The sequence below is a fragment of the Paenibacillus sp. J23TS9 genome, assembly GCF_018403225.1.
GTDB lineage: Bacteria > Bacillota > Bacilli > Paenibacillales > Paenibacillaceae > Paenibacillus_AQ.
The window spans coordinates 1,890,812-1,910,729 of the sequence record NZ_BOSG01000001.1 but is presented as its reverse complement, the minus strand read 5'-3'; the positions used below and the strand labels follow the sequence as shown (position 1 = coordinate 1,910,729).

The window sequence follows — 19,918 nt, the reverse complement described above, 5'->3', positions numbered from 1 at the left end:
AATTAACAGTTAAACATTGACGGTATACCAAAGTCATTCGACTTTTTGGATACCGTCTTTTTTGTTTTTGCATGATCAATGCTCCCGATTTGCCTAATCATTGGTGCATTGTCCGCATAGTCTTGCTATGGTAACATCGAGTTAAGTAGCTTTTTGAATGTCTTTTTGAGTCGGTGCAGGGTAAATATCATAACAATTTAAAAGACAGGCCAAGGCATGGATAGTATAAGCATGCTTTGACCTGTTTTTATTTATTAATCAGCGGCATTTCATATGTTAAAAAACAAAATGAAATAAAATCAATCGTTTTTCTGGTCAGTCGCGTCTTACTATTAGGAATTTAAAACAGATGACTTCTTCCGTATACCGACACAAATAAGGAAGAGGGGGAACGGTGAATGGTGGAAAACACAATGAACGAAGTCAAAATGGCGAAATTGGAGTTGATAGACGAAGAGAGTTTCTTTGAACGCCTGTCCAGCGAACAACGCAAACTGTACTCGATTGCTTTCAGCTACCTGCGCAACGAAGCGGATGCCCTGGAAGTGGTACAGGAAGCGTCTTGCCGGGCATGGATGAAGCGTAAAAAGCTCAAGGACGAGCAATCCTTCACTCCTTGGCTAATCCGGATTACGATCAACTGCTGCATGGACGAGCTCAGACGAAAAAAACGCGTATTTCCAGTGGAAAAGCTGGAGGATGAAACAGCTCAGGAAATGAAAAGCAGTGATCGAATCGATTTAGAGCGGGCTATGGACCGGATGAAGCCGAAATACAGGCATGTCATCATGCTCAAATATTATCAGGACATGAAAACCGTCGACATTGCGAAGGTGCTTAAGAAGCCGGAAGGCACAATCAAAACCTGGCTGCGCGAAGGGCTTAAGCAGCTTCGGAAAGATCTGTAGTGATGAGGGAGGCGAATCGTACATGTTGGAAAAAGAAGAACGAGTCCTGATGCAGGATGCCAATGAAGTTAAAACGAATACCCAAACGATTCGGGAAATGAAACTTTCCACTGCCGTACGTTGCGGTGTAGCACAAGGGAGGAAGCGCGAGATGAGGCGCATCTATACTTACGGAGTGAGTGCGGTTGCAGCAGCTGCAGCAGCAATTGTCATTATATTTTCATCTATCGGGTCTCCGGCTGCAGTAATCGAAGAGAAGGTGATGCAAACGGCGAGCGCGAATAGCGTGACCGATTTCGAATTGTTCCGTCCCATTAGCCAAAGAGATCAAGGGTTTGGAGCGGCCATGGAGCAAGGCTTGATAAAGCCCATTAAACAAGGCGTGGAGAAAAACGGTTTCCGTGTAGACGTGGCCGGTGCCGTTTCGGACGGGCGCAAAGCTTTTATCATGTTTAGTGTACAAAATCACACGGAACATATAGCTAGCCCTATTGTTGACTCGTTGTACTTTGGAGATGTCGAAGCACCATCCTTTAGAGCAGAGGCGAAACATGCGAGGGGACGATCCGACATCGATCCGGGAGAAACGGCTTACTATGTATATACCACGGATCTTCTGCCTTCAGTTGATTACAGCAAGGACGCGAAGATAAGTGTAGCCCTATGGGATACCGTATCTCAAAAGTATCAGAAGGGCTTAAACATTGCGTTTGAACTGGATACCAAAATACTGAAGGACCAGGAACGTACCTATCATCCGACTCAATCGTTGACCGTGGACGGACAGCAAATAAACGTGAGCCAAGTGCAGTTTACACCGCTGAATACGTATGTAGATCTGGAATATGACAAGGCCAATGACAAGCAGATTTTTAAAGTGATTAGTCCGGTCGTCATCGGTAAAAGCGGCAGCAACATCGAAAAGCTATATTATCCGGAAGAAGTCTTAAAGGATAATACCAAAGCCACCCTGGTATTCAAGAACAGCAAGCTCGATCAGCTGGATACCACATCGCTGAAAATATTCGGCATTGCCGCCGTGAAAAAGGATCAATTAAAGGTTGTCGTCGATTTGAAGAAGAGACAAATCTTAGATGCTCCTGACGATTTGCTGCAAATCCTTCCACCTGATCAGGAAGCGGACGCAGAAGAAATTTATTTCTATCGCAAGCTTGAACAAGCCCATGTTGGAGATAGCTTCGGCATGTGGCTGGGCGATTTCACCGATGCCAAGGGGGAAAAGTATAAGAGGGTATCTCCGAAAAGCACCAGCCATGGAGGAACGACCTCATCAACTAAAGAAGACACCGTGGAAGATGAAACAGCTTATAATTTTGGAAAGGGAGCTCTCGACTATCCGCAGCCGCTCACGATTGAGGTCAAGCAGTACTGGATTCCGGTTATGGATACGCAAACCGTAGAGCTGCATTCAAAGCATTAGAATCCAGGAAGAAGAAAGCAGGATTATTGATGAACCGTATTGTAATATACGGACTAACAACCGGGTTCCCTTGGGAATTCGGTTTTTTTCATTTAATCCTTAATAGATTCAGTCAATAACATCAACAGATGACTCCTAAACCGATTGATAGCGGATTAAAGTGGCTTGAATTATTGGCTACGCTTCTGTTTTAGTGTTTCTTTTAGCTAGAAATTTAAGGAATATTTAATTTTTACCCCATTCCTTCTTAAATAGTCTTGCCTATGATTGTGACATAAAGAAGGAAGCTTGAACCAAGAAGGGGGTGATGAAGACGATCATGAAGAACTTGCTTCGTAAGGATATTTCAGTGGCATTCATGTTCCTTGTGCCAAGCGGTGCTGGATTTGCGATGTTCTATCTTATTCCGTTCATCATGGGAGTGATCTATTCCTTTATGGACAATACGATAGATGGCCATTTTGTAGGACTCGATAACTACCGCGAGCTGCTTGCGAGTAATTCCTTCCGTAAGGCAGCATACAATACCTTTTATTTTACCGCGGTTAGCGTTCCCCTCATGCTTTTACTGTCTTTAGGGTTAGCGATACTGCTCAACAAAAGTACATATCTCCGGAAATGGCTGCGGACTGCATATGTGTTGCCTCTAGTAGTACCTGTCGCTTCGATCATTCTTATCTGGCAGATACTGTTTGATTGGAACGGATACCTTAATGCCTGGCTGAGTAGGTTCGGTTACGCACGTGTCGATTGGATGAAGACTGATGCAGCCAGGATTGTGGTCATTGTCGTTTATTTATGGAAGAACATTGGATATAACGTTATTTTATTTTTGGCGGGACTGCAGCAAATCCCGAAGGATTATTACGAAACTGCCCAGATAGAAGGAGCAGGGCGTTTACGGCAGTTTGGTAATATTACACTTGTCTATCTAACATCCACGATGTTCTTTGTCGTCATCATGTCGATCATTAATTCATTTAAAGTGTTTCGGGAAACGTATTTGATCGCTGGCGATTATCCGCATGACAGCATCTATATGATGCAGCACTATATGAACAATATGTTCATGACGATGGACATTCAAAAGCTGACAGCGGCAGCTACCTTGATGTTCGGGTGTATTTTGCTGATCGTCTTGGGAATGTTCGCGCTTGAACGCCGACATCGACAGTTCATGGAATAGGAGGTGAGAATAAATTGCCGGTTGCCAGAGTATTGCAAAAAAGTGCGTTAACGGTCGTCCTGGGCGTTATTGCGGTCATGCTGTTATTCCCAATTGTGATCACATTCACAAATTCACTGATGACAGAAAAGGAAATCAATATGAATTATGGGCCAATCGGACAGATGAACGAAGCGGCTGCAGGCAAAGCAAATCCTTTTGTGAATTTAAAATTGCTGCCGGATAAAGTTTCCTTGGAGCAGTATGGCAAGTTGCTTCTGGACAACCCTAAATACCTGACGATGTTCTGGAATTCCGTATTGATGGTGGTGCCGATCATCTCTGGCCAGACCTTCGTCGCAGCACTGGCTGCATATGCGTTCTCCAAGTTGAAATTTCGCGGCAGGGATCCGTTATTTCTAATCTACGTCTTGACGATGCTCATGCCGTTCCAGGTAACACTGGTACCGAATTATATCATGGCGGATCAGCTTGGAATACTGAATAGTCCGAATGCGATTATATTGCCTGGAATTTTCGCAGCTTTCGGCGTGTTTATGCTCAGGCAGTTCATGCTGGATATTCCTTATGCCTACATCGAAGCGGCCAAAATCGATGGAGCTGGACACTTAAGAATATTCTTCAAAATTATTATTCCGATGATCAAGCCCGGACTGGCTGCATTGATTATTTTATTGTTCGTCGATTATTGGAATATGGTGGAGCAGCCGTTGATTTTTCTGGACGATGCGTTCAAGCAACCGCTATCGGTTTTTTTATCCAGGATCAATGCTGGTGAGCGGGGAATGGCTTTCGCTGCTTCCATGCTTTATATGGCTCCGATGGTCATGTTGTTTCTGTATGCGGAGTCGTATTTCATCGAAGGCGTTCAATTGTCCGGCATCAAAGGTTGATGTTGCTGAATGCTTACGAAGTAAACTTTCCTTCGGAAAGTTTTTAAGGAGACAAACGGGATATGGAGCTAGCGATTGATCGAAAACGCAAACGAATCATTCAGGTCGTATTCGTATTTTTTGTGGGGTTACTGTTGTTCTTTACATTGTTCAGTAACACACTGCAATCATTGACCCTGCCGAAAGTGGGAACGGAAAAACCGACGCAAGGAAGTATTGATTTTACGATCGAAGGTAGCGGTATTTTGCACCCGCTCGCTGAAGTTAAACTTTCGAATACTGCGAACTTAAAGGTTAAAGAGATTCTTGTGAAAGAAGGAGAGCTTGTTAAAAAGGGACAAACGCTCATCGTCTATGACACCAAAACGGCTGAACAAGAAGTGAAAGCTGAAGTAACCAATTTGGAAAAGCAGAAGATTGAACAACAGAATATTCAAGATCAATTCATTCAGTCGAATATGGAAGAGGATGAACTCAAAATGCGGAATGCAAGTCGCGAAATCGAAAAAGGTAAACTCGATATTGCTGCGCAGGAACGCAAAATTAGCCAGATGAGAGATCTTCTTACAAGTCAAAAGCAGTTGAGCGCGCCCTTTGACGGTATTGTAACAAAAATAAATGCCTTAGAAGGACTACCCTCCGCAGGGGAAGCAGATGTGATTGTATCGAACAGCAGTTTGGGTTACCGATTGGACATTACTGCCGATGCAAAGTATTTGACGAGCTTAGGGATCATGGTGGGAGAGGAGATTGAGGTTGAGGTTGGAGTCGATTCAGCACAGGGACAATCATCCCAAACCATCAATGGCATCATTGAAGAAATAGCGAATGCAGAGCCGCGTACTGACAGCACCTCAAGTGAAGAGACAGGTCAGACCATAACGATCCAACAGAAGAGGCTTCGTATAAAAGTCACTAACCCTGAGCTGAAAGGAGGTGAACATGCGTCGATCAAGCTCGCGAAACGCTCACTTCAAGAAGGATGGCTCATTTCTAATGATGCTCTTCATCAGGACCGCGATGGCTTGTTTGTATACAAAGTCGAAGAACAGCGGGGAGCACTCGGCAATGTTTTCGTTGCCCGCAAAGTCCGGATTGAGACCAGTGAAACGAATGAGAAAGAAACGATGATTCAATCGGATAGCATCTATGAGGAGGACATGATCATATTGGAAAGTAGTGAACCTTTACAAGATGGAGACCGTGTTCGTTTGCAATAGTTAAGTATATAAATAAAAATTGTTGGAGGAATTCATACGATGATAAAGAAAAAGTGGCTTTTTATGTTATTTATGGGTGCATTAATGACAGCGACGACAGCATGCGGAACCGGAGGCAGCGGAAAAGTCGAAAGTAAAGAAAAGCAGACAACCAAAGGCGGGAAAACCGTTCTCACCTTATCTATACAAGAATCAAACCCATTCTATCAGGCATTAGAGAAAAAATTTGAAGCTAAATACCCAAATATCGACCTGCAGATCAAATCCTATAAGAACATGGGAGAAAAGTGGGAACCCAATGATTATGAGAAATACAAAAAAACGACGAATACTGCCATATTGTCAGGGAAAGGGACGGATATTATCGAAGTAGGCAATTTACCTATCAATGAATACGTAAGCAAACAGGTTCTTCTGAACATGAACGATTACTTGGAACAAGACAAAACACTGAACAAGAGCGATGTACAAATGGGCGTATTGAATGCTATGAAGTTAAATGGTGGTATCTACACGGTTCCTTCGGGATTTTCCTTGAGAGCTTTCATTGGCGATGGGGATGTTCTTAAGAACACTGATGTGAAGATCGATGAAAAGAACTGGTCTTGGAAGGATTTTGGAGAAATTTCGAAAAAACTCATGCAAAGGGCCGGGAAGGGCAATAAGGATCAGCGCTATGCCTTAGCGAACAATCCGCCGGATGTGATCCTTCAGGAAATGATTGTGGAAAGTTACACACAGTTCGTTGACATTGCCGCAAAAAAGGCAAATTTCGACTCCCCCGCATTCGTGGAACTAATGCAGCAAATCAAAAAAATGTTTGATGAAAAAATCGCGACTTCGGCTCCAGCGGATATTGGTAACCAATTATTTTATTCTGCAGTGATAACATCTCCAGCAGATTTAATCGATGGCCCGCATTCGTTTTTTGATAATCCGAAACTGCTTCTAAGGCCGCATGATGGACAAGCCACAGGCGGTATGAGGATCATCCCGTCAACTCAGTTCGCAATACAAGTCAAATCTCCGGCTAAAGATGAAGCGTGGAAATTCATGACCTTCTTATTATCGGAAGAAGCGCAATCACTGCAGGACAGAGCAGGATTTTCGCTTTTGAAATCTGTCAACGAGAAGATGTTGAACGACATTCAGGAAAAAGTTAAAAGCGGCGCATACAAGCTTCCTAATGGAAATACAGCCAAGGTATCCGACGAAGAATTTACGCAGTTTAAACAACTTATTAATTCCGCGGATCAATACGCGAGTCTGGATGGTAAAGTGATTTACATTGTAGGAGAAGAGTCTATTTCATTTTTTAGCGGACAGAAATCTGCGGAAGAAGTGGCCAAGCTTATTCAGAACCGGACGACAATTTATTTGAACGAATAGAAAGCATGGAAAAATAAAAGGCAGCCACCCCGTGAGCTGCTTTTTCCAAGAAACAGGGAATTAGGCAGCCTCAATTTAATGCTTGAAATCAGGGAGGGGAATTCATGAACAAACGCATCAACACGTATGCGGTAGTTCTGCTAGGCATCATAGTTTTAAGCCAGTATATCGCTCACGACGCTAACGCAGCATCCTCGGGAGTTTCACCGGTCACGAAATCTACTACCGCAGCATTCATGCTGGACAAACTCGGCTCTATCACTCTGAAGAGCAATGTCAGTGTGAAGCTGACGGATATGGACGTTTTTACGCAGCCGGGCGGTAATATTCTTACTTATACACTTATTTATAGCAACGGAACGAGTAATAGAGTAGATCTTATCGATTATTTCACGAAGATCACCACGACCGGCGGGACGGTCATACAAGGAAAATCTGTCACAATTGATGCCGGCAAAAAAATGGTTCCCGCGAAGAGCAGTCAAACCGTCACTTATTATGTGCATATTGGGAAGGCAATAAAATTAAATGGAGTCAAGGTTTCCATCTTCGGGTGGGACTTCAATAGCGCCAACTATCAGAAAAGGCTGGGTGTTTTCACGACTCCAGGCGGCTATACATCGCTAGTCCCTCAAGGCCAAAGTCAGAAGATCATGATGAATAATCTGCCTGTAACGACCAAAGCAGAGAGCCTTCAAAAGATTCAAATGAATGGAAAAGTATACATGAAGATAGGTGTAAGTCTCGCTAATTTGGGCACAAAAGTTCTAATCAATCCAGACTATAAAGCGTACCTGAAGTCATCCGGTGGTTCGGTATTCGAGCTCAAGCTGGAGGATGCCAGCAGCAATTACAAGGTGCAACCACAAGAGAAGAAAACAATCTACTATCTGGCAGAAGTTCCTTCTTATATGAAAACAGATAATATGACACTGCAATTCGCTTACGAAGACCCGACTTTGAAAATGAATCTTCCAGTTAAATCTTTTAAGCTTCCCGGTTTAAAAGCTGCCGATTCAGCCGTAGCGGACTACGCCGTGAAGAAAATTTTTATCGCCAATAATGCGGTAGAAACGCAGCTAAAGAGTGCAGCCGTGTATGCGGAGAACGAATCCGCAAAATGGAGTCTGCAATTCCGTATTAAAAACCTCGGTAATAAATCGGTAACTCTGCCTGCTTATGAGCTTGCCATTAAAGCCGCTGAAGGTTTCAGTATTCCGGTGAATTCAAATGGGCTTGCTAATTTAACGATAAAGCCGCTCGAAGAGAAGATCATTGATCTCAGCGGGGTTGTGCCATTAAAACTGAATCAAAGTGCCTTACAGCTCCTCTTAACAGAGCCCTCTATAGACGGTAAGGTTGTTTTTCCAACCGCATATTACAAAATACCTTATTCCCAGGAAAGCAATAACACTTTGGGAATAGAGTATTTAATCGAGAATAATCATGGGAAGTTCGGCGTTAAGCTTGATTCTATTCAGCGGTTGCCTTGGGCAGAGGGAGATCAAATCACGGCGAAAATCAGCATTCGTAATGCATCTCTCAATACCGTACAGCTGCCTACACTCCAAGCTCTAGTCAAAGCAGGAATGAACGATCTAAGCGGTACAGTCCAGATTGTGACCAAAAACACCCTTACGTCTCTAGCTCCTTCTGAAACGACAGAGATGTACGTGCTTGCAAGGGTGCCTTATTCATATAGTTTTAGTCAATTGAGAATTATTTTGCAGGAAACCTCTGGAGATGATGTTACGAAGTTCCTCTCTATGAACACGAATGCAGTGAATACCATGATGAATACCGTTAAAGCAGGCGGCTCTTACCATATCAATACGAACGGCCAAAAAGCAGAGGTGAAGGAACGCCGGTCAAATGCGTATAGTGATAACAGCTCAAATTTGATATATACAGAACTAGAAACGATCAGTGAAGAACCACGTCAATCCAAACAAGCACAGCTCGTGGCTTATTATAAGACACCTGATAATCAATTTTATGAGGCCAAAGTTAGTCAATCGTCCAATTCCACAATTCCCAATGGCAAGAATCTGGTTACGGTGTGGAGTAAGATTCCACAGAATGTAAATACGTCGGACCTGGTACTGTATATTGGTGAGGGGATAGCTGAAGATAAGTCGACAGAATCACCTGGTTCCATGACGGGATATATCAATGCGGTGGGGCTTTCACTTAATCCTATAGCTGCTAAACCTTCGTCTAATTTGAAAAATGTGGATCTATTCCCTTACAACCTTTCGATTACCAAAGCAGAGGGCACCCTTGCTGAAGGTTCGGATACAATCAATACAGTCATCAATTACAGCCTCACTAAAAATAATGAATACGAGACAGGTACTTATGAGCATAAACTTGTCTTAGAACTCACCGACTCGTATGGACAATCGACAGAAAAAACGTTAACATTCGGAACGGATTGGACTATCGGAAATAATAAATCATATTCAACAGCATTAAATAGCAGCTTATACAAAAAATTAACCGGAGGCTCCATCCGCATGAACTTGTATGATGAGTTCCAGGGCCGAAGAATTTTAATGGGCAGTCAATCTTATCCAATTATTTACGAAAAAGCACCTAAAGAAGTGAATGAATGACAACGGCAGCGTAAGCAGTGGAAGTACCATCGTTGAAAATAGCAATCCAACATTAACACTCAAAAGAAGTAAGCCTAGTCTTAAGACCAGGCTTACTTCTTTTATAATTTCAGGAAGCACTGCCCGAATTCCTAATCATGTAAGAAGGTTTCAAGCGTTGCAGCAAGAAATATAATAAAAATTAAATTGGGGATGTGTCGATTTTGGCGTCAGCCGTTCGTCGTCTTCATAGTAGCTCGGATATCTTAAGAAAGAGCAGCTCAATCCATAACAAAAATAACTGGAATATAAAAGGAGAGATACAATGTACGCAGTAACTTCAAAAGATGGTACCAAGATTGCATATGACAAGGTTGGTCAAGGGCCGGCACTCATACTGGTAGCAGGTGCGTTCAGCTACAGGAAATTTCCTGGGCAGGTACAGCTGGCGAATCTATTGTCCGAGCAATTTACAGTCTACAACTATGACCGCCGTGGCCGCGGGGATAGTGGGGACACACAGCCATATGCCATAACCCGCGAAATTGAGGATCTTCAGGCAATGATTGACGAAGCTGGCGGCTCGGCATATGTATGGGGATTGTCATCCGGAGCAGTACTTGCCCTTCAAGCAGCAGCGAGCGGAGTAAATATTACGAAGTTGGCATTACATGAACCCCCATTTGTAGTTGATCCTGCGGACCGCATAGTACCGACTCATTTCTTCGGACATGTTTCCGAACTTATTGCCGATAATCGCCGCGCCGAAGCCATTAAGTACTTTATGACCAAAGGAATGGGCGCACCCTCGTTCGTCATCGGCATGATGCGCCTGATGCCGGGAGTATGGTCTAAACTCTTGGCCGTTGCACACACTCTTCCCTACGATGCAGCTTTGCTCGACGGGTATATGGATGGGAAGCCACTACCTGCCAATTCATGGAGCGAAGTGAAAATACCAACACTGGTACTGGAAGGCACTGAGAGTCCAGCCTCCTTGCGTCATGGCGCCCAGGCACTGGCGGGCATGCTCCCCCATGCGCAGCTGTTGAGTAAAAAGGGACTCGGCCATACCAAGCAACTCAATACAAAAATCATTTCATCGGAGTTGAGAGCTTTTTTTAATGAAAATTTCTAATTCTGGATGTCGATCCAGTCGAGATTGATTCGTCGTATATGTAGAAGCGGACTTACACGGGTAATATTCACACCGGTATACGATGCTTTACTATAAATTAGGAGGAATATACTTATGAGATTTATGATGATTGTCAAAGCAACAACAGATTCAGAGGCCGGAGTTTTGCCCAGCCAGGAGCTTATTGACGCCATGATGAAGTATAATGAGGAGTTGGTAAAGGCTGGTGTACTGCTCGCTGCCGATGGTTTACAGCCCAGTACAAGCGGAATTCGAATTTCCTATCCGGAGCCCGGGGGCAAACCGAAGGTTATTGATGGCCCGTTCACAGAGGCAAAAGAAATGATTGCGGGATATACGCTGATTGAAGTTAAATCCAGAGAAGAAGCCATAGAATGGGCGCTGCGTATGCCGGACCCCCATGGAAACGGCCAAGGTCAAATTGAGCTAAGACAAGTGTTCGAGGCGGAGGACTTAACGGATAATCCGGAATCTTTGGCGAAAGAAGCAGCACTGCGCCAGCAGGTTGAGGAGCTGAAAAAGGCGTAATTTTGTCACGCATTTCTAAACGGAATGACAACATTATGAAAATAATAAATTAATAAAACGTCCCCATCCACTTTTAAATTAAAGTAGGTGGGGATTTTTTTGTGGAACTAGATTGAAAGATTGGGCCATAAAATCATTTTGCGACCCTTTCCCAAACCCAAATTACAGAGTATAATTTCTCGTTGTGCAATTATGCATAATGGATGGTAGAGAGATTTATTTTGTGATGCATGCTCCTGAGATAGAATTGGAACCTTTCTAAAATTAGGAAATGGGTTAAGAGTATTACAAAGAGCTATCAGGGAGTCGACATCATGAGGAAGGAGAATGGAACATATATGAACAAACGATTCGTTAATAAGAATGGACCTATATTTTTATTTAGCTTTGTCCTGCTTCTGAAAAGTGCCGTGGCCTGGTTTGTCGTTTTTAACGATGGTCCCAGTTGGAGCATTGTGTTTACCGAAATCCCCTTTTTTATTATTGTATTTAGTCTGATCGAATGGTTTGCAACGAAACGGAAGATCTTGTATTACATGATCTCCAATTTATTTATAACTTTGATTTATTTCGCTGTTCTGATGTATTACAAATATTATGGTGTCATAGCGACCTACCATGCCTTGCAGCAAGCGGATAAAGTCACGAAAGTGGGAGAAAGTACTTATTCTTTGATTACACCCTATTATCTGTTTATTTTCGTGGATATTGTGTTCTTTCTTTTCTTCATGTTTCGTCCGAAATATATTGCCAGATGGAAGGAAAGAGGCTCTAGACGTATGAACCGTCCGGTTCTGATCGTGATCACTGCCGTTTCCTTTGGACTCTGTATCTTTAACATCTGGCCCAATCACGCAAGCATGAATGAGATCAAAAAAGCGAAGAGCATGGGGATACTTAATTACGAGGTATATACTCTGTTTGCGGATACGACGGAAAAGGACGAGATCATTAACTCCAAGGAAATTTCACAAAAATCCATTGATGAGCTTAAAAGCATCACAACGCCTGTATCACCGCAGTATTGGGGAGTGGACAAAGGTAAAAATTTGATCGTCGTTCAAATGGAATCCTTCCAGAACTTTCTGATCGGACTGACCCTTGATGGACAAGAGATCACTCCAAATTTGAATAAGCTGGCAAAAGAAAATATATATTTCAGCAATTTCTATACGAATGCAGGTCAGGGCACAACCTCGGATGCCGAGTTCGTAGTGAATTCTTCTTTTTACGTACCCAAAAATGAACCGGCAACCTCGTCGGTATATATGAAGAAAGCAGTGCCGAGTCTGCCAAGATTACTGAGTGAAAACGGCTATGATACTGCTACTTTCCATACCAATGATGTGGAGTTCTGGAACCGTAAGGAATTATACAAGGCGATTGGTTTTGACAAATATTATGATCAGTCTTTTTATGGTGATGAAGACCATATTGCTTTTGGTTCATCAGATGAGGTATTGTTTGCCAAAACAGTACCGGAGCTTACCAAACTTGATGCAAAGAATGAGCCTTTTTATGCGATGGTCATGTCGATGAGCGCACATCATCCTTTTCGCATTCCGGAAGATAAGTACAACATGAAGCTGCCTGAGAGATACGAAGGAACGCTGCTTGGCGACTATATTCGTGCTCAGAATTATGCGGATTTTGCCATGGGACAATTCTTGGAAGGACTGAAGTCTAGCGGACTTTGGGATGACAGTCTGATTGTGTTCTATGGCGACCACCAGGGAGTACCGATGTATACCCTTGGGAGCAAAGAGAGGGACATGATGGAGGAGTTACTCGGTCATGAATATGGCTATACGGATATGTTCAACATACCGTTCATCATGCATTCCCCAAGCGTCGATCTTCCTGAAAAAATCGACTTAACAGGTGGACAGATTGATATTTTGCCTACGGTCGCGAATTTGCTTGGAGTATCGGTTCAGAATCAACTGCATTTTGGTGAAGATCTTCTGAACCAGCAGACAAATCTGATTCCGCTCAGGCACTTTTTGCCTTCAGGGTCTTTCATTAACGACAATAGCATGTATGTAACCGGTAATGCCTATGCGGATGGGCTTAACTATAGTTTAAGAGACAACACCATTTCAGCGGACGGATCAACCGAGATGCAATTTACAGCAGCGCAGCGTTTACTTCATATGTCCAACAGTTACATATTGCAGCTGCCAGATCTGCAATAATAAATAGCACGAAGTCAATTCTATTGACAGGGAATATTTGCAAACTGTATACTGAATCCAATTATAGGATTAAACGGAATGATTGGGAGTATTGAGGAATAACTCAACGATGAATAAGAGTGGTACCGCGAAGGGAAACCCTGTCGCCTCTTTGCAGGCGACAGGGTTTTTTTCAAGGGTGAAGAAAGAAAAAAGTGATACGGGAAATATCAAAAAATGTTGAAGGAGTGGATCTGTATGTCTTGTTTCATTTGTAATAAACATTCTGGTACCACAAACCAACCACCCGGAGGGTATATTTATGAAGATGACCATTGGATGGTCTGCCATTTTCCAGCTGAGCAATCCGTCTTAGGGCAATTGGTAATCGAATCCAAACGCCATTTTCTCGACTTTTCAGATATGACCGATGAAGAAGCGAAATCATATGGATACGTCGTCAAGAAAATATATACTATACTCAAACAAATGACAGATGCTGAACGGATCTATTCAGTGATAACGATCGATGGGGTCCCGCATTTCCATGCCCACTTCATACCTCGAATGAGTTATAGCGTTACGAAAGGTATGACGTACATCATTCAAGAGAAGTCATGTGACGAAAAAGAAGCCGTAGAAACAGCCCTGAAACTGAAAGAGATGTTTACATAGATTTGCGATACGAGTGATTCTAGCATTTGGAATATTGCAAAAAAAGCCGCTTAATAGCGGCTTTTCTATTTAATGGTTACTAAAAAACAATACTAAAGATCTGCTGCTGTACATTTAGCTATTTTGCAGAGCCGTTTCTTTGCTGGATAAGACTTCTTTTTTCAAGAACCAGCAGATAACAAAAGCAGCAATAATAAATCCGAGAGAAATCATGAACAAGTTGTGGAATGCATCCACGAACACGGTCTGCACTTTCAGTAGGAGTTCCATAGACAGACCTTTCGGAATACCGCCCGTAGCTAGGTGCTCGGCACTTCCTGCAGGCAGTTGACCGCCGATAGAAGAGACGCCGTCTTTAATATGCTTGGCAAGTAAACTGCCAAAGACGCTGAGTCCAACAGTCGTACCCAGGGATTGAATCAGATTAACCGTACTGAGCGCAATCCCGCTGTTGTCCTTGGAGACGGATTCCTGGACGATCAAATTGTCCCCTCCGAATAAAGCGCCGAGTCCCAGACCTAAGGTGAAAAACGAAGCGACAATATATACAACCGAGGTGTGAATACCAATCTGTGTCAGCAAAAAGATGCCGATGACCGGAAGAATGAAGCAGATGATAAACAGGTTTCGGTATGGAACCTTCGTAATCAGAAAACCATTCACGATGCTGGAGGGAATCGCGCCTGCCATAAAGGCGAGCATTAGATATCCCGATTCCGTCGGGGTTAATCCCATCACATTTTGGGCAAAGAATGGGAAAGTCGCAATTCCGCCCATAAGTCCGAGCATCAGAATAAATACCAGTAATGACAATACCACCACATTGCGGTTGCGGAACAGGTGAAGCGGAATGATCGGCTCCTTAACACGCGACTCTATCCAAATAAATAAGCCAAGCAGCAGGACGCCGAGAATCAGCATTCCTATAATTAACGGCGAGGACCATGCCAAGCCTTGATTATCCATCAAAACAGGCGACATCAGTAGTGACAGCAAGCCCATGGTAAGAACGGAAGAACCAAGCCAATCAATCGTTTTCTTCTCATTGATGCGGGATTCCCGCATTCCTACACCAAGTACTAGGGCGGCAATCAGGCCGACAGGAATATTGATGAGGAATACCCAATGCCAGTTCACGTGGCCGACGAGGTAACCTCCCACTGTCGGTCCAAGCAGCTGCGGCACAATCATCATCGGTCCGAATAAGCTTTGGATCTTGGCCCTTTGCTCCAGCGGGTAGGCATCTCCAATGATGACCAGAGCTATTGGCATGAGCCCACCGGCACCGATTCCCTGAATCCCCCGGCCAATCAGCAGCACCGTCATCGATGGTGCGAGTCCGCAGACGATGGAGCCTGCGATAAATAAGCCCATGCAACTTAAATAAATTACCTTCCGGCCGTATATATCGGCTAATTTACCAAGGATCGGCATAAATATGGTAGCCGCCAGCATGTATATCCCGGCCACCCATCCGTACAATGCCAATCCATGCAGGTCACGGATAATGGTCGGCATGGCCGTTGAGACGACTGTTTCGTCCAGTTCAGCGAAGATGAGACCGATCATCAGTCCGATCAGTACCAGCTTATTATGACTTGATTTCACTCCAAAACTCCCTCATTTCTGTATTCATTGTTCGAATAAAAACAATATAAGCAATGTATATGAACTGAATGTGAACTAAGGGAGGATATCTCAACTTACAAGCCTGTAAGGTTTATGTAAGCCAAATAAATAGGAGGAATAACCGTTTCCTTTTATACTGGGTGTAGGCTTTTGTTAGATGTTGTATCGACTTCATTAAGATGAGAGAGTAAAGGAGGGGTACTATGGAGGCAAAACAACGTAAGGATATCTTTACAATCGTACTTTATACTTTTTTGATCGTGTATATTATGTATCTGAGTTTTACTAAACTTCATGAACTCATTGATTGGGCTGCCCGGACGGGTGGACATTTGTTTAGTTATTTGCGCCATTTTCTTTAGATTAATTACACTGTGCGTCCTGCGAATCTGCTGGGTGAAAATGATACTAGGATATTTATTACAACAACGTTGTCTTAACGAAGCGTTGTTTTTTATTGATAACCGCTTATTGGTCAGAGGGATTTAATATTTATAACCAACACATTATTGATTTTGTTATATATAAAGAAAGTTACATTTAAGATTAAGGGGGAATCATGTCCATGAAATTAAAAAGAAATTTACTCATCGTGATATGCACATTGGTTTTCATAGGTGGTGGAGCAATGCTCTGGTTTGTTGTTAATCAAGCAATCCCAAATAATCAATCACAAAAACCCAAGTACAGGCAGTTAAATGCAGCGGAAAGACAACAATTGATGGATACTGTTAGTGGAATTATTACGAAATACGGAACATTTAAACTTACGTATACTACGGAACCACTGCCCGATGATGGAGTAGTTTATAGTATAAAAAAAATTAGGAAAGATACTCAGGTTGTTTTTGATAATGGCCATAGATATGACCGGGTGCCCGATGGAACGAAGTTCTAACTGCAAACCCAAATGAGGAAGACGTAGCATATATGTTAATAAATTGTTTGTGAATCCAATGGAATAAATACATAGACCTATCGTGCACACACAAGCATTGTTCTAAATTTCAAAAAATTGTTTACCTCAGCGTGTTTTTTTTATATTATAATGCTAATATCAAATGCGATGACGAGATGAGTAGATAATTGGATTCTTTTACAGAGAGCTCCGGAAGCTGAAAAGGAGTAGAGAGCACATTATTGAATAAAGCCTCAGAGCAGCACTTCGGAACCTGATGAAGGGGATGTCGTGCCAGGAGCTCCTGTTACAGAGCTAGAGTATATGCATGACATGATCATGCCTTACTCGAAGAGGCTTATATGGCGACATATTGGCGAATCTGGGGTGGTACCACGAGCATACAATCTCGTCCCTAAGACTACGGTCTTGGGGGTGGGATTTTTTTGTTGTATCCAAGTAAAACGCAGCACATCTGTCAAAAATGCACACCAATTCAGACGACTTGAATAGTTATCTAGAAGAAGAACATTGCCTGCCTAATCCGTTCTACGGAATATGGTGGATGCAATGAAACATGATGCCACTATCGAAAGGATTGAATATCTAATGTCAGAAAAGCTTAAAGTAGGTATTGTCGGAGGCACAGGTATGGTTGGTCAGCGCTTTGTTCAGTTGCTGGATAAGCATCCTTGGTTTAAAGTAACGGCCATTGCAGCGAGCAGCAGCTCTGCAGGTAAAACATATGAAGAATCTGTCCAAAGCAGGTGGAAGTTATCCACCCCCATTCCTGAAGATGTGAAAAACATTGTCGTACAGGATGCTTCGAAAGTGGAGGAAGTTGCCTCCCAGGTTGATTTTATTTTTTGTGCAGTGGATATGACAAAAAGCGAAATTCAAGCACTAGAAGAGGCATACGCGAAAACGGGTACACCTGTTATTTCCAATAATTCAGCGCATCGCTGGACACCAGACATACCGATGGTCATTCCGGAAATTAATCCAGGGCATATTGAAGTGATTGCTGCGCAACGAAAACGGCTGGGCACGAAATCCGGTTTTATCGCGGTTAAGCCTAACTGTTCCATTCAGAGCTATGTACCTGCACTGCATGCATTGATGGATTACAAACCAACGCAGGTGATTGCTTCGACGTATCAAGCGATTTCCGGAGCCGGTAAAAACTTTACCGATTGGCCGGATATGTTAGATAACGTCATCCCTTATATTGGCGGGGAGGAAGAGAAAAGCGAACAGGAACCACTCCGCATATGGGGCAGCATTGTAAATGATGAAATCATAAAAGCAACTTCACCTATAATTACGACGCAGTGTATTCGCGTTCCTGTAACGGATGGCCATTTAGCTACCGTATTTGCATCGTTCGAGAACAAACCTTCGAAAGAAGAAATCCTTGATCGTTGGCGTCAATTCAAGGGACGTCCGCAGGAACTGGGTCTGCCAAGCGCACCGAAGCAGTTCATCACGTATTTTGAAGAAGACAACAGACCGCAGACGAAATTGGATCGGGATATTGAACGTGGTATGGGTGTGTCGGTCGGCAGATTGCGCGAGGATTCCATTTACGATTATAAATTTGTAGGACTATCGCATAATACATTGCGTGGTGCTGCAGGCGGCGCTGTTTTGATTGCCGAACTGCTCAAAGCTGACGGGTACATTCAAGCTAAATAATAATGACTGTCGGTAACAGCAAATGTTGATAGGAGCAGAGAAGATGTTTCGCGAATTAACGTCATCTGAGTTGGACGCAATTTTGAGTTCGATCCATAGGGAGCAGCATTTTCTATACTATTCATACCTTACACACCGTAAGCATAATACAGTACATTACGGACAGTTTACAGACAAGGGTGAGCTGCTCGGCGTGATGGCCTATCTATGGGGACTTCCGTTTTATGCTTTTTCCGTGTATCCCATGAAGAAGTCATTTTGTCTCCGGTCCATGCTGTCATTCATAAAAATAGAACTTGAACTTCCTAACGATGCTGTTGGCGGCTTTATTATCAATGAAGAAGAGATGGGAATTCTCTCCTCTCAGATTGAGTTCTTCAAGCCTCCTAAAAAACTGCTTCTCATGAAGCATTTACATCAGGAAGCCTTGCCGCCGGCTGATCATCGGGTCATGCGATTGGGAACGTCTTATTTTGAGCTTATTGAGTCGAAAATGAAAGAACTACAAACAATGGCATTTACAAAAGAAGAATTAAGTAACCCGTTTTATGGCGTGCTGGAACAAGAGGAATTGATCGCAGTAGGCGGATATCATATTTACAGTGAGGATTACGTCGAACTGGGGAATATCGGAACAGACGCTGCATGGAGAAGACAAGGGTACGGTAAAAAGGTGTGCGCTGAGCTAACCCGTGACGGTAGATCCGTTACGCCAAATGTATATCTGAATGTCATCGAAGAGAATGTTGGAGCAATAGGACTTTATCGGTCGATCGGTTACGAAGCTATTTGCACTCAATACATTGTTGATTTTGTAATCTAAAGAACAAGGGGCTGTCTCATAAGTGGATTTCCCACGACAGAGACAGCACCGTTTTATTAAGGAACCGAAAAAATCTCAGCAAGGAGCGATTCTTCAGTTATTGGAGAACCGCATCTTTGCGCTTTTTCTCTACCGCGGCTTTCTTCAGTGTTTTTTCCTTGGACTTTTTCAGAGGTTGCGATTCCAGCACCTGTGTCCTGTGTTCGAGTTTCTCACTATTGATCTCCAACGATTCCCCGAGAAAGAACTTTGTCTTGATGCTTACACTCTTGATGCTCTGCGGCTTCGTTGCTGGCAAAAAACAGCACCTGAACCTTCTCTTGCAGCTTAACCTTGTGTTTAGCCACGGCCTTGCCCCAAACAAAGGTGTAGCGATTGCCATTAGCCTCAATCTTGGTATCATCTACGAAATAATGCTCCAGGAAGACATATTTTTCGTCCGTCAACGGCGGCATTCACGACATGAACGGGGTGATTTTCTCGAAGCAAGCAAAGTTGGTCCATGGAGTATTCAATGTACAAAGAAACCTCTCCTTTGAAATGGTTGTTCGCACTTCCATTTTACCAAAAGAAAGGTTTTTTTTGATTGTAGATCCTTGTCCGCTTAAACAGCGGAGAGGACGGACTGATTGTGGAAAAGCGGTAGCGGTCGCCTTGGTCTCCGGATTTTCACCGTAAAGGAGAATGAAAAAAATCTGGAGAGCAC

16 protein-coding genes and 1 other annotated feature are annotated in these 19,918 nt (G+C 43.2%); of the genes, 14 read left to right on the top strand and 2 right to left on the bottom strand.

The window, feature by feature from the left end; all coding sequences use genetic code 11:
• Positions 1-398: 398 nt before the first annotated feature.
• The 11 genes from KJS65_RS09020 to KJS65_RS08970 all read left to right on the top strand — a co-directional run bounded on the left by KJS65_RS09020 (position 399) and on the right by KJS65_RS08970 (position 14,167).
• Complete coding sequence (locus tag KJS65_RS09020) at positions 399-908, top strand: sigma-70 family RNA polymerase sigma factor (protein ID WP_213649525.1); 510 nt, start codon at positions 399-401, stop codon at positions 906-908.
• 22 nt (positions 909-930) lie between these two features.
• A complete protein-coding gene (locus tag KJS65_RS09015; protein WP_213649524.1) occupies positions 931-2,349 on the top strand; it encodes a DUF4179 domain-containing protein in 1,419 nt (472 codons plus the stop codon).
• Positions 2,350-2,668: 319 nt separating this feature from the next.
• Entirely contained in the window at positions 2,669-3,535 is an 867-nt protein-coding gene (locus KJS65_RS09010) for a carbohydrate ABC transporter permease (RefSeq protein ID WP_213649523.1), read from the top strand.
• 14 nt (positions 3,536-3,549) lie between these two features.
• A complete protein-coding gene (locus KJS65_RS09005) occupies positions 3,550-4,428 on the top strand; it encodes a carbohydrate ABC transporter permease (protein ID WP_213649522.1) in 879 nt (292 codons plus the stop codon).
• A gap of 62 nt (positions 4,429-4,490) precedes the next feature.
• Positions 4,491-5,648, top strand: a complete 1,158-nt coding sequence (locus tag KJS65_RS09000; RefSeq protein ID WP_213649521.1) for an efflux RND transporter periplasmic adaptor subunit — start codon at positions 4,491-4,493, stop codon at positions 5,646-5,648.
• A gap of 39 nt (positions 5,649-5,687) precedes the next feature.
• On the top strand, positions 5,688-7,037 hold the full coding sequence (locus tag KJS65_RS08995; protein WP_213649520.1) for an ABC transporter substrate-binding protein: 1,350 nt from the start codon (positions 5,688-5,690) through the stop codon (positions 7,035-7,037).
• A 104-nt stretch (positions 7,038-7,141) separates the two neighbouring features.
• On the top strand, positions 7,142-9,652 hold the full coding sequence (locus KJS65_RS08990) for a hypothetical protein (protein WP_213649519.1): 2,511 nt from the start codon (positions 7,142-7,144) through the stop codon (positions 9,650-9,652).
• Between the two features lie 304 nt (positions 9,653-9,956).
• Positions 9,957-10,769 (top strand): alpha/beta fold hydrolase, encoded by an 813-nt coding sequence (locus KJS65_RS08985; RefSeq protein ID WP_213649518.1) that lies wholly within the window; start codon positions 9,957-9,959, stop codon positions 10,767-10,769.
• Positions 10,770-10,883: 114 nt separating this feature from the next.
• Positions 10,884-11,318, top strand: coding sequence for a YciI family protein (locus KJS65_RS08980; protein WP_213649517.1), 435 nt, complete (start codon positions 10,884-10,886; stop codon positions 11,316-11,318).
• A 338-nt stretch (positions 11,319-11,656) separates the two neighbouring features.
• Positions 11,657-13,513 (top strand): LTA synthase family protein, encoded by a 1,857-nt coding sequence (locus KJS65_RS08975; protein WP_244864449.1) that lies wholly within the window; start codon positions 11,657-11,659, stop codon positions 13,511-13,513.
• 237 nt (positions 13,514-13,750) lie between these two features.
• Positions 13,751-14,167, top strand: coding sequence for an HIT family protein (locus KJS65_RS08970; RefSeq protein ID WP_213649515.1), 417 nt, complete (start codon positions 13,751-13,753; stop codon positions 14,165-14,167).
• A 114-nt stretch (positions 14,168-14,281) separates the two neighbouring features.
• Here the strand turns inward: KJS65_RS08970 and KJS65_RS08965 are convergent, their stop codons facing one another.
• Positions 14,282-15,775, bottom strand: a complete 1,494-nt coding sequence (locus KJS65_RS08965; protein ID WP_244864448.1) for an MDR family MFS transporter — start codon at positions 15,773-15,775, stop codon at positions 14,282-14,284.
• 586 nt (positions 15,776-16,361) lie between these two features.
• On the opposite strand from KJS65_RS08965, the gene KJS65_RS08960 reads away from it, so the two are divergent.
• The 3 genes from KJS65_RS08960 (at position 16,362) to KJS65_RS08950 (ending at position 19,212) form a co-directional block, all read left to right on the top strand.
• Positions 16,362-16,694: a hypothetical protein gene (locus KJS65_RS08960; protein WP_213649514.1), complete on the top strand. Its 333-nt coding sequence runs from the start codon at positions 16,362-16,364 to the stop codon at positions 16,692-16,694.
• A 159-nt stretch (positions 16,695-16,853) separates the two neighbouring features.
• Positions 16,854-17,114 (top strand) — a binding site (T-box leader).
• A gap of 189 nt (positions 17,115-17,303) precedes the next feature.
• Positions 17,304-18,389, top strand: coding sequence for an aspartate-semialdehyde dehydrogenase (asd, locus tag KJS65_RS08955; RefSeq protein WP_213649513.1), 1,086 nt, complete (start codon positions 17,304-17,306; stop codon positions 18,387-18,389).
• 43 nt (positions 18,390-18,432) lie between these two features.
• Positions 18,433-19,212 (top strand): GNAT family N-acetyltransferase, encoded by a 780-nt coding sequence (locus KJS65_RS08950; protein WP_213649512.1) that lies wholly within the window; start codon positions 18,433-18,435, stop codon positions 19,210-19,212.
• Positions 19,213-19,427: 215 nt separating this feature from the next.
• On the opposite strand, the gene KJS65_RS08945 is transcribed toward KJS65_RS08950, so the two are convergent.
• Positions 19,428-19,658, bottom strand: a complete 231-nt coding sequence (locus tag KJS65_RS08945; RefSeq protein ID WP_213649511.1) for a hypothetical protein — start codon at positions 19,656-19,658, stop codon at positions 19,428-19,430.
• Between the last annotated feature and the right edge of the window lie 260 nt (positions 19,659-19,918).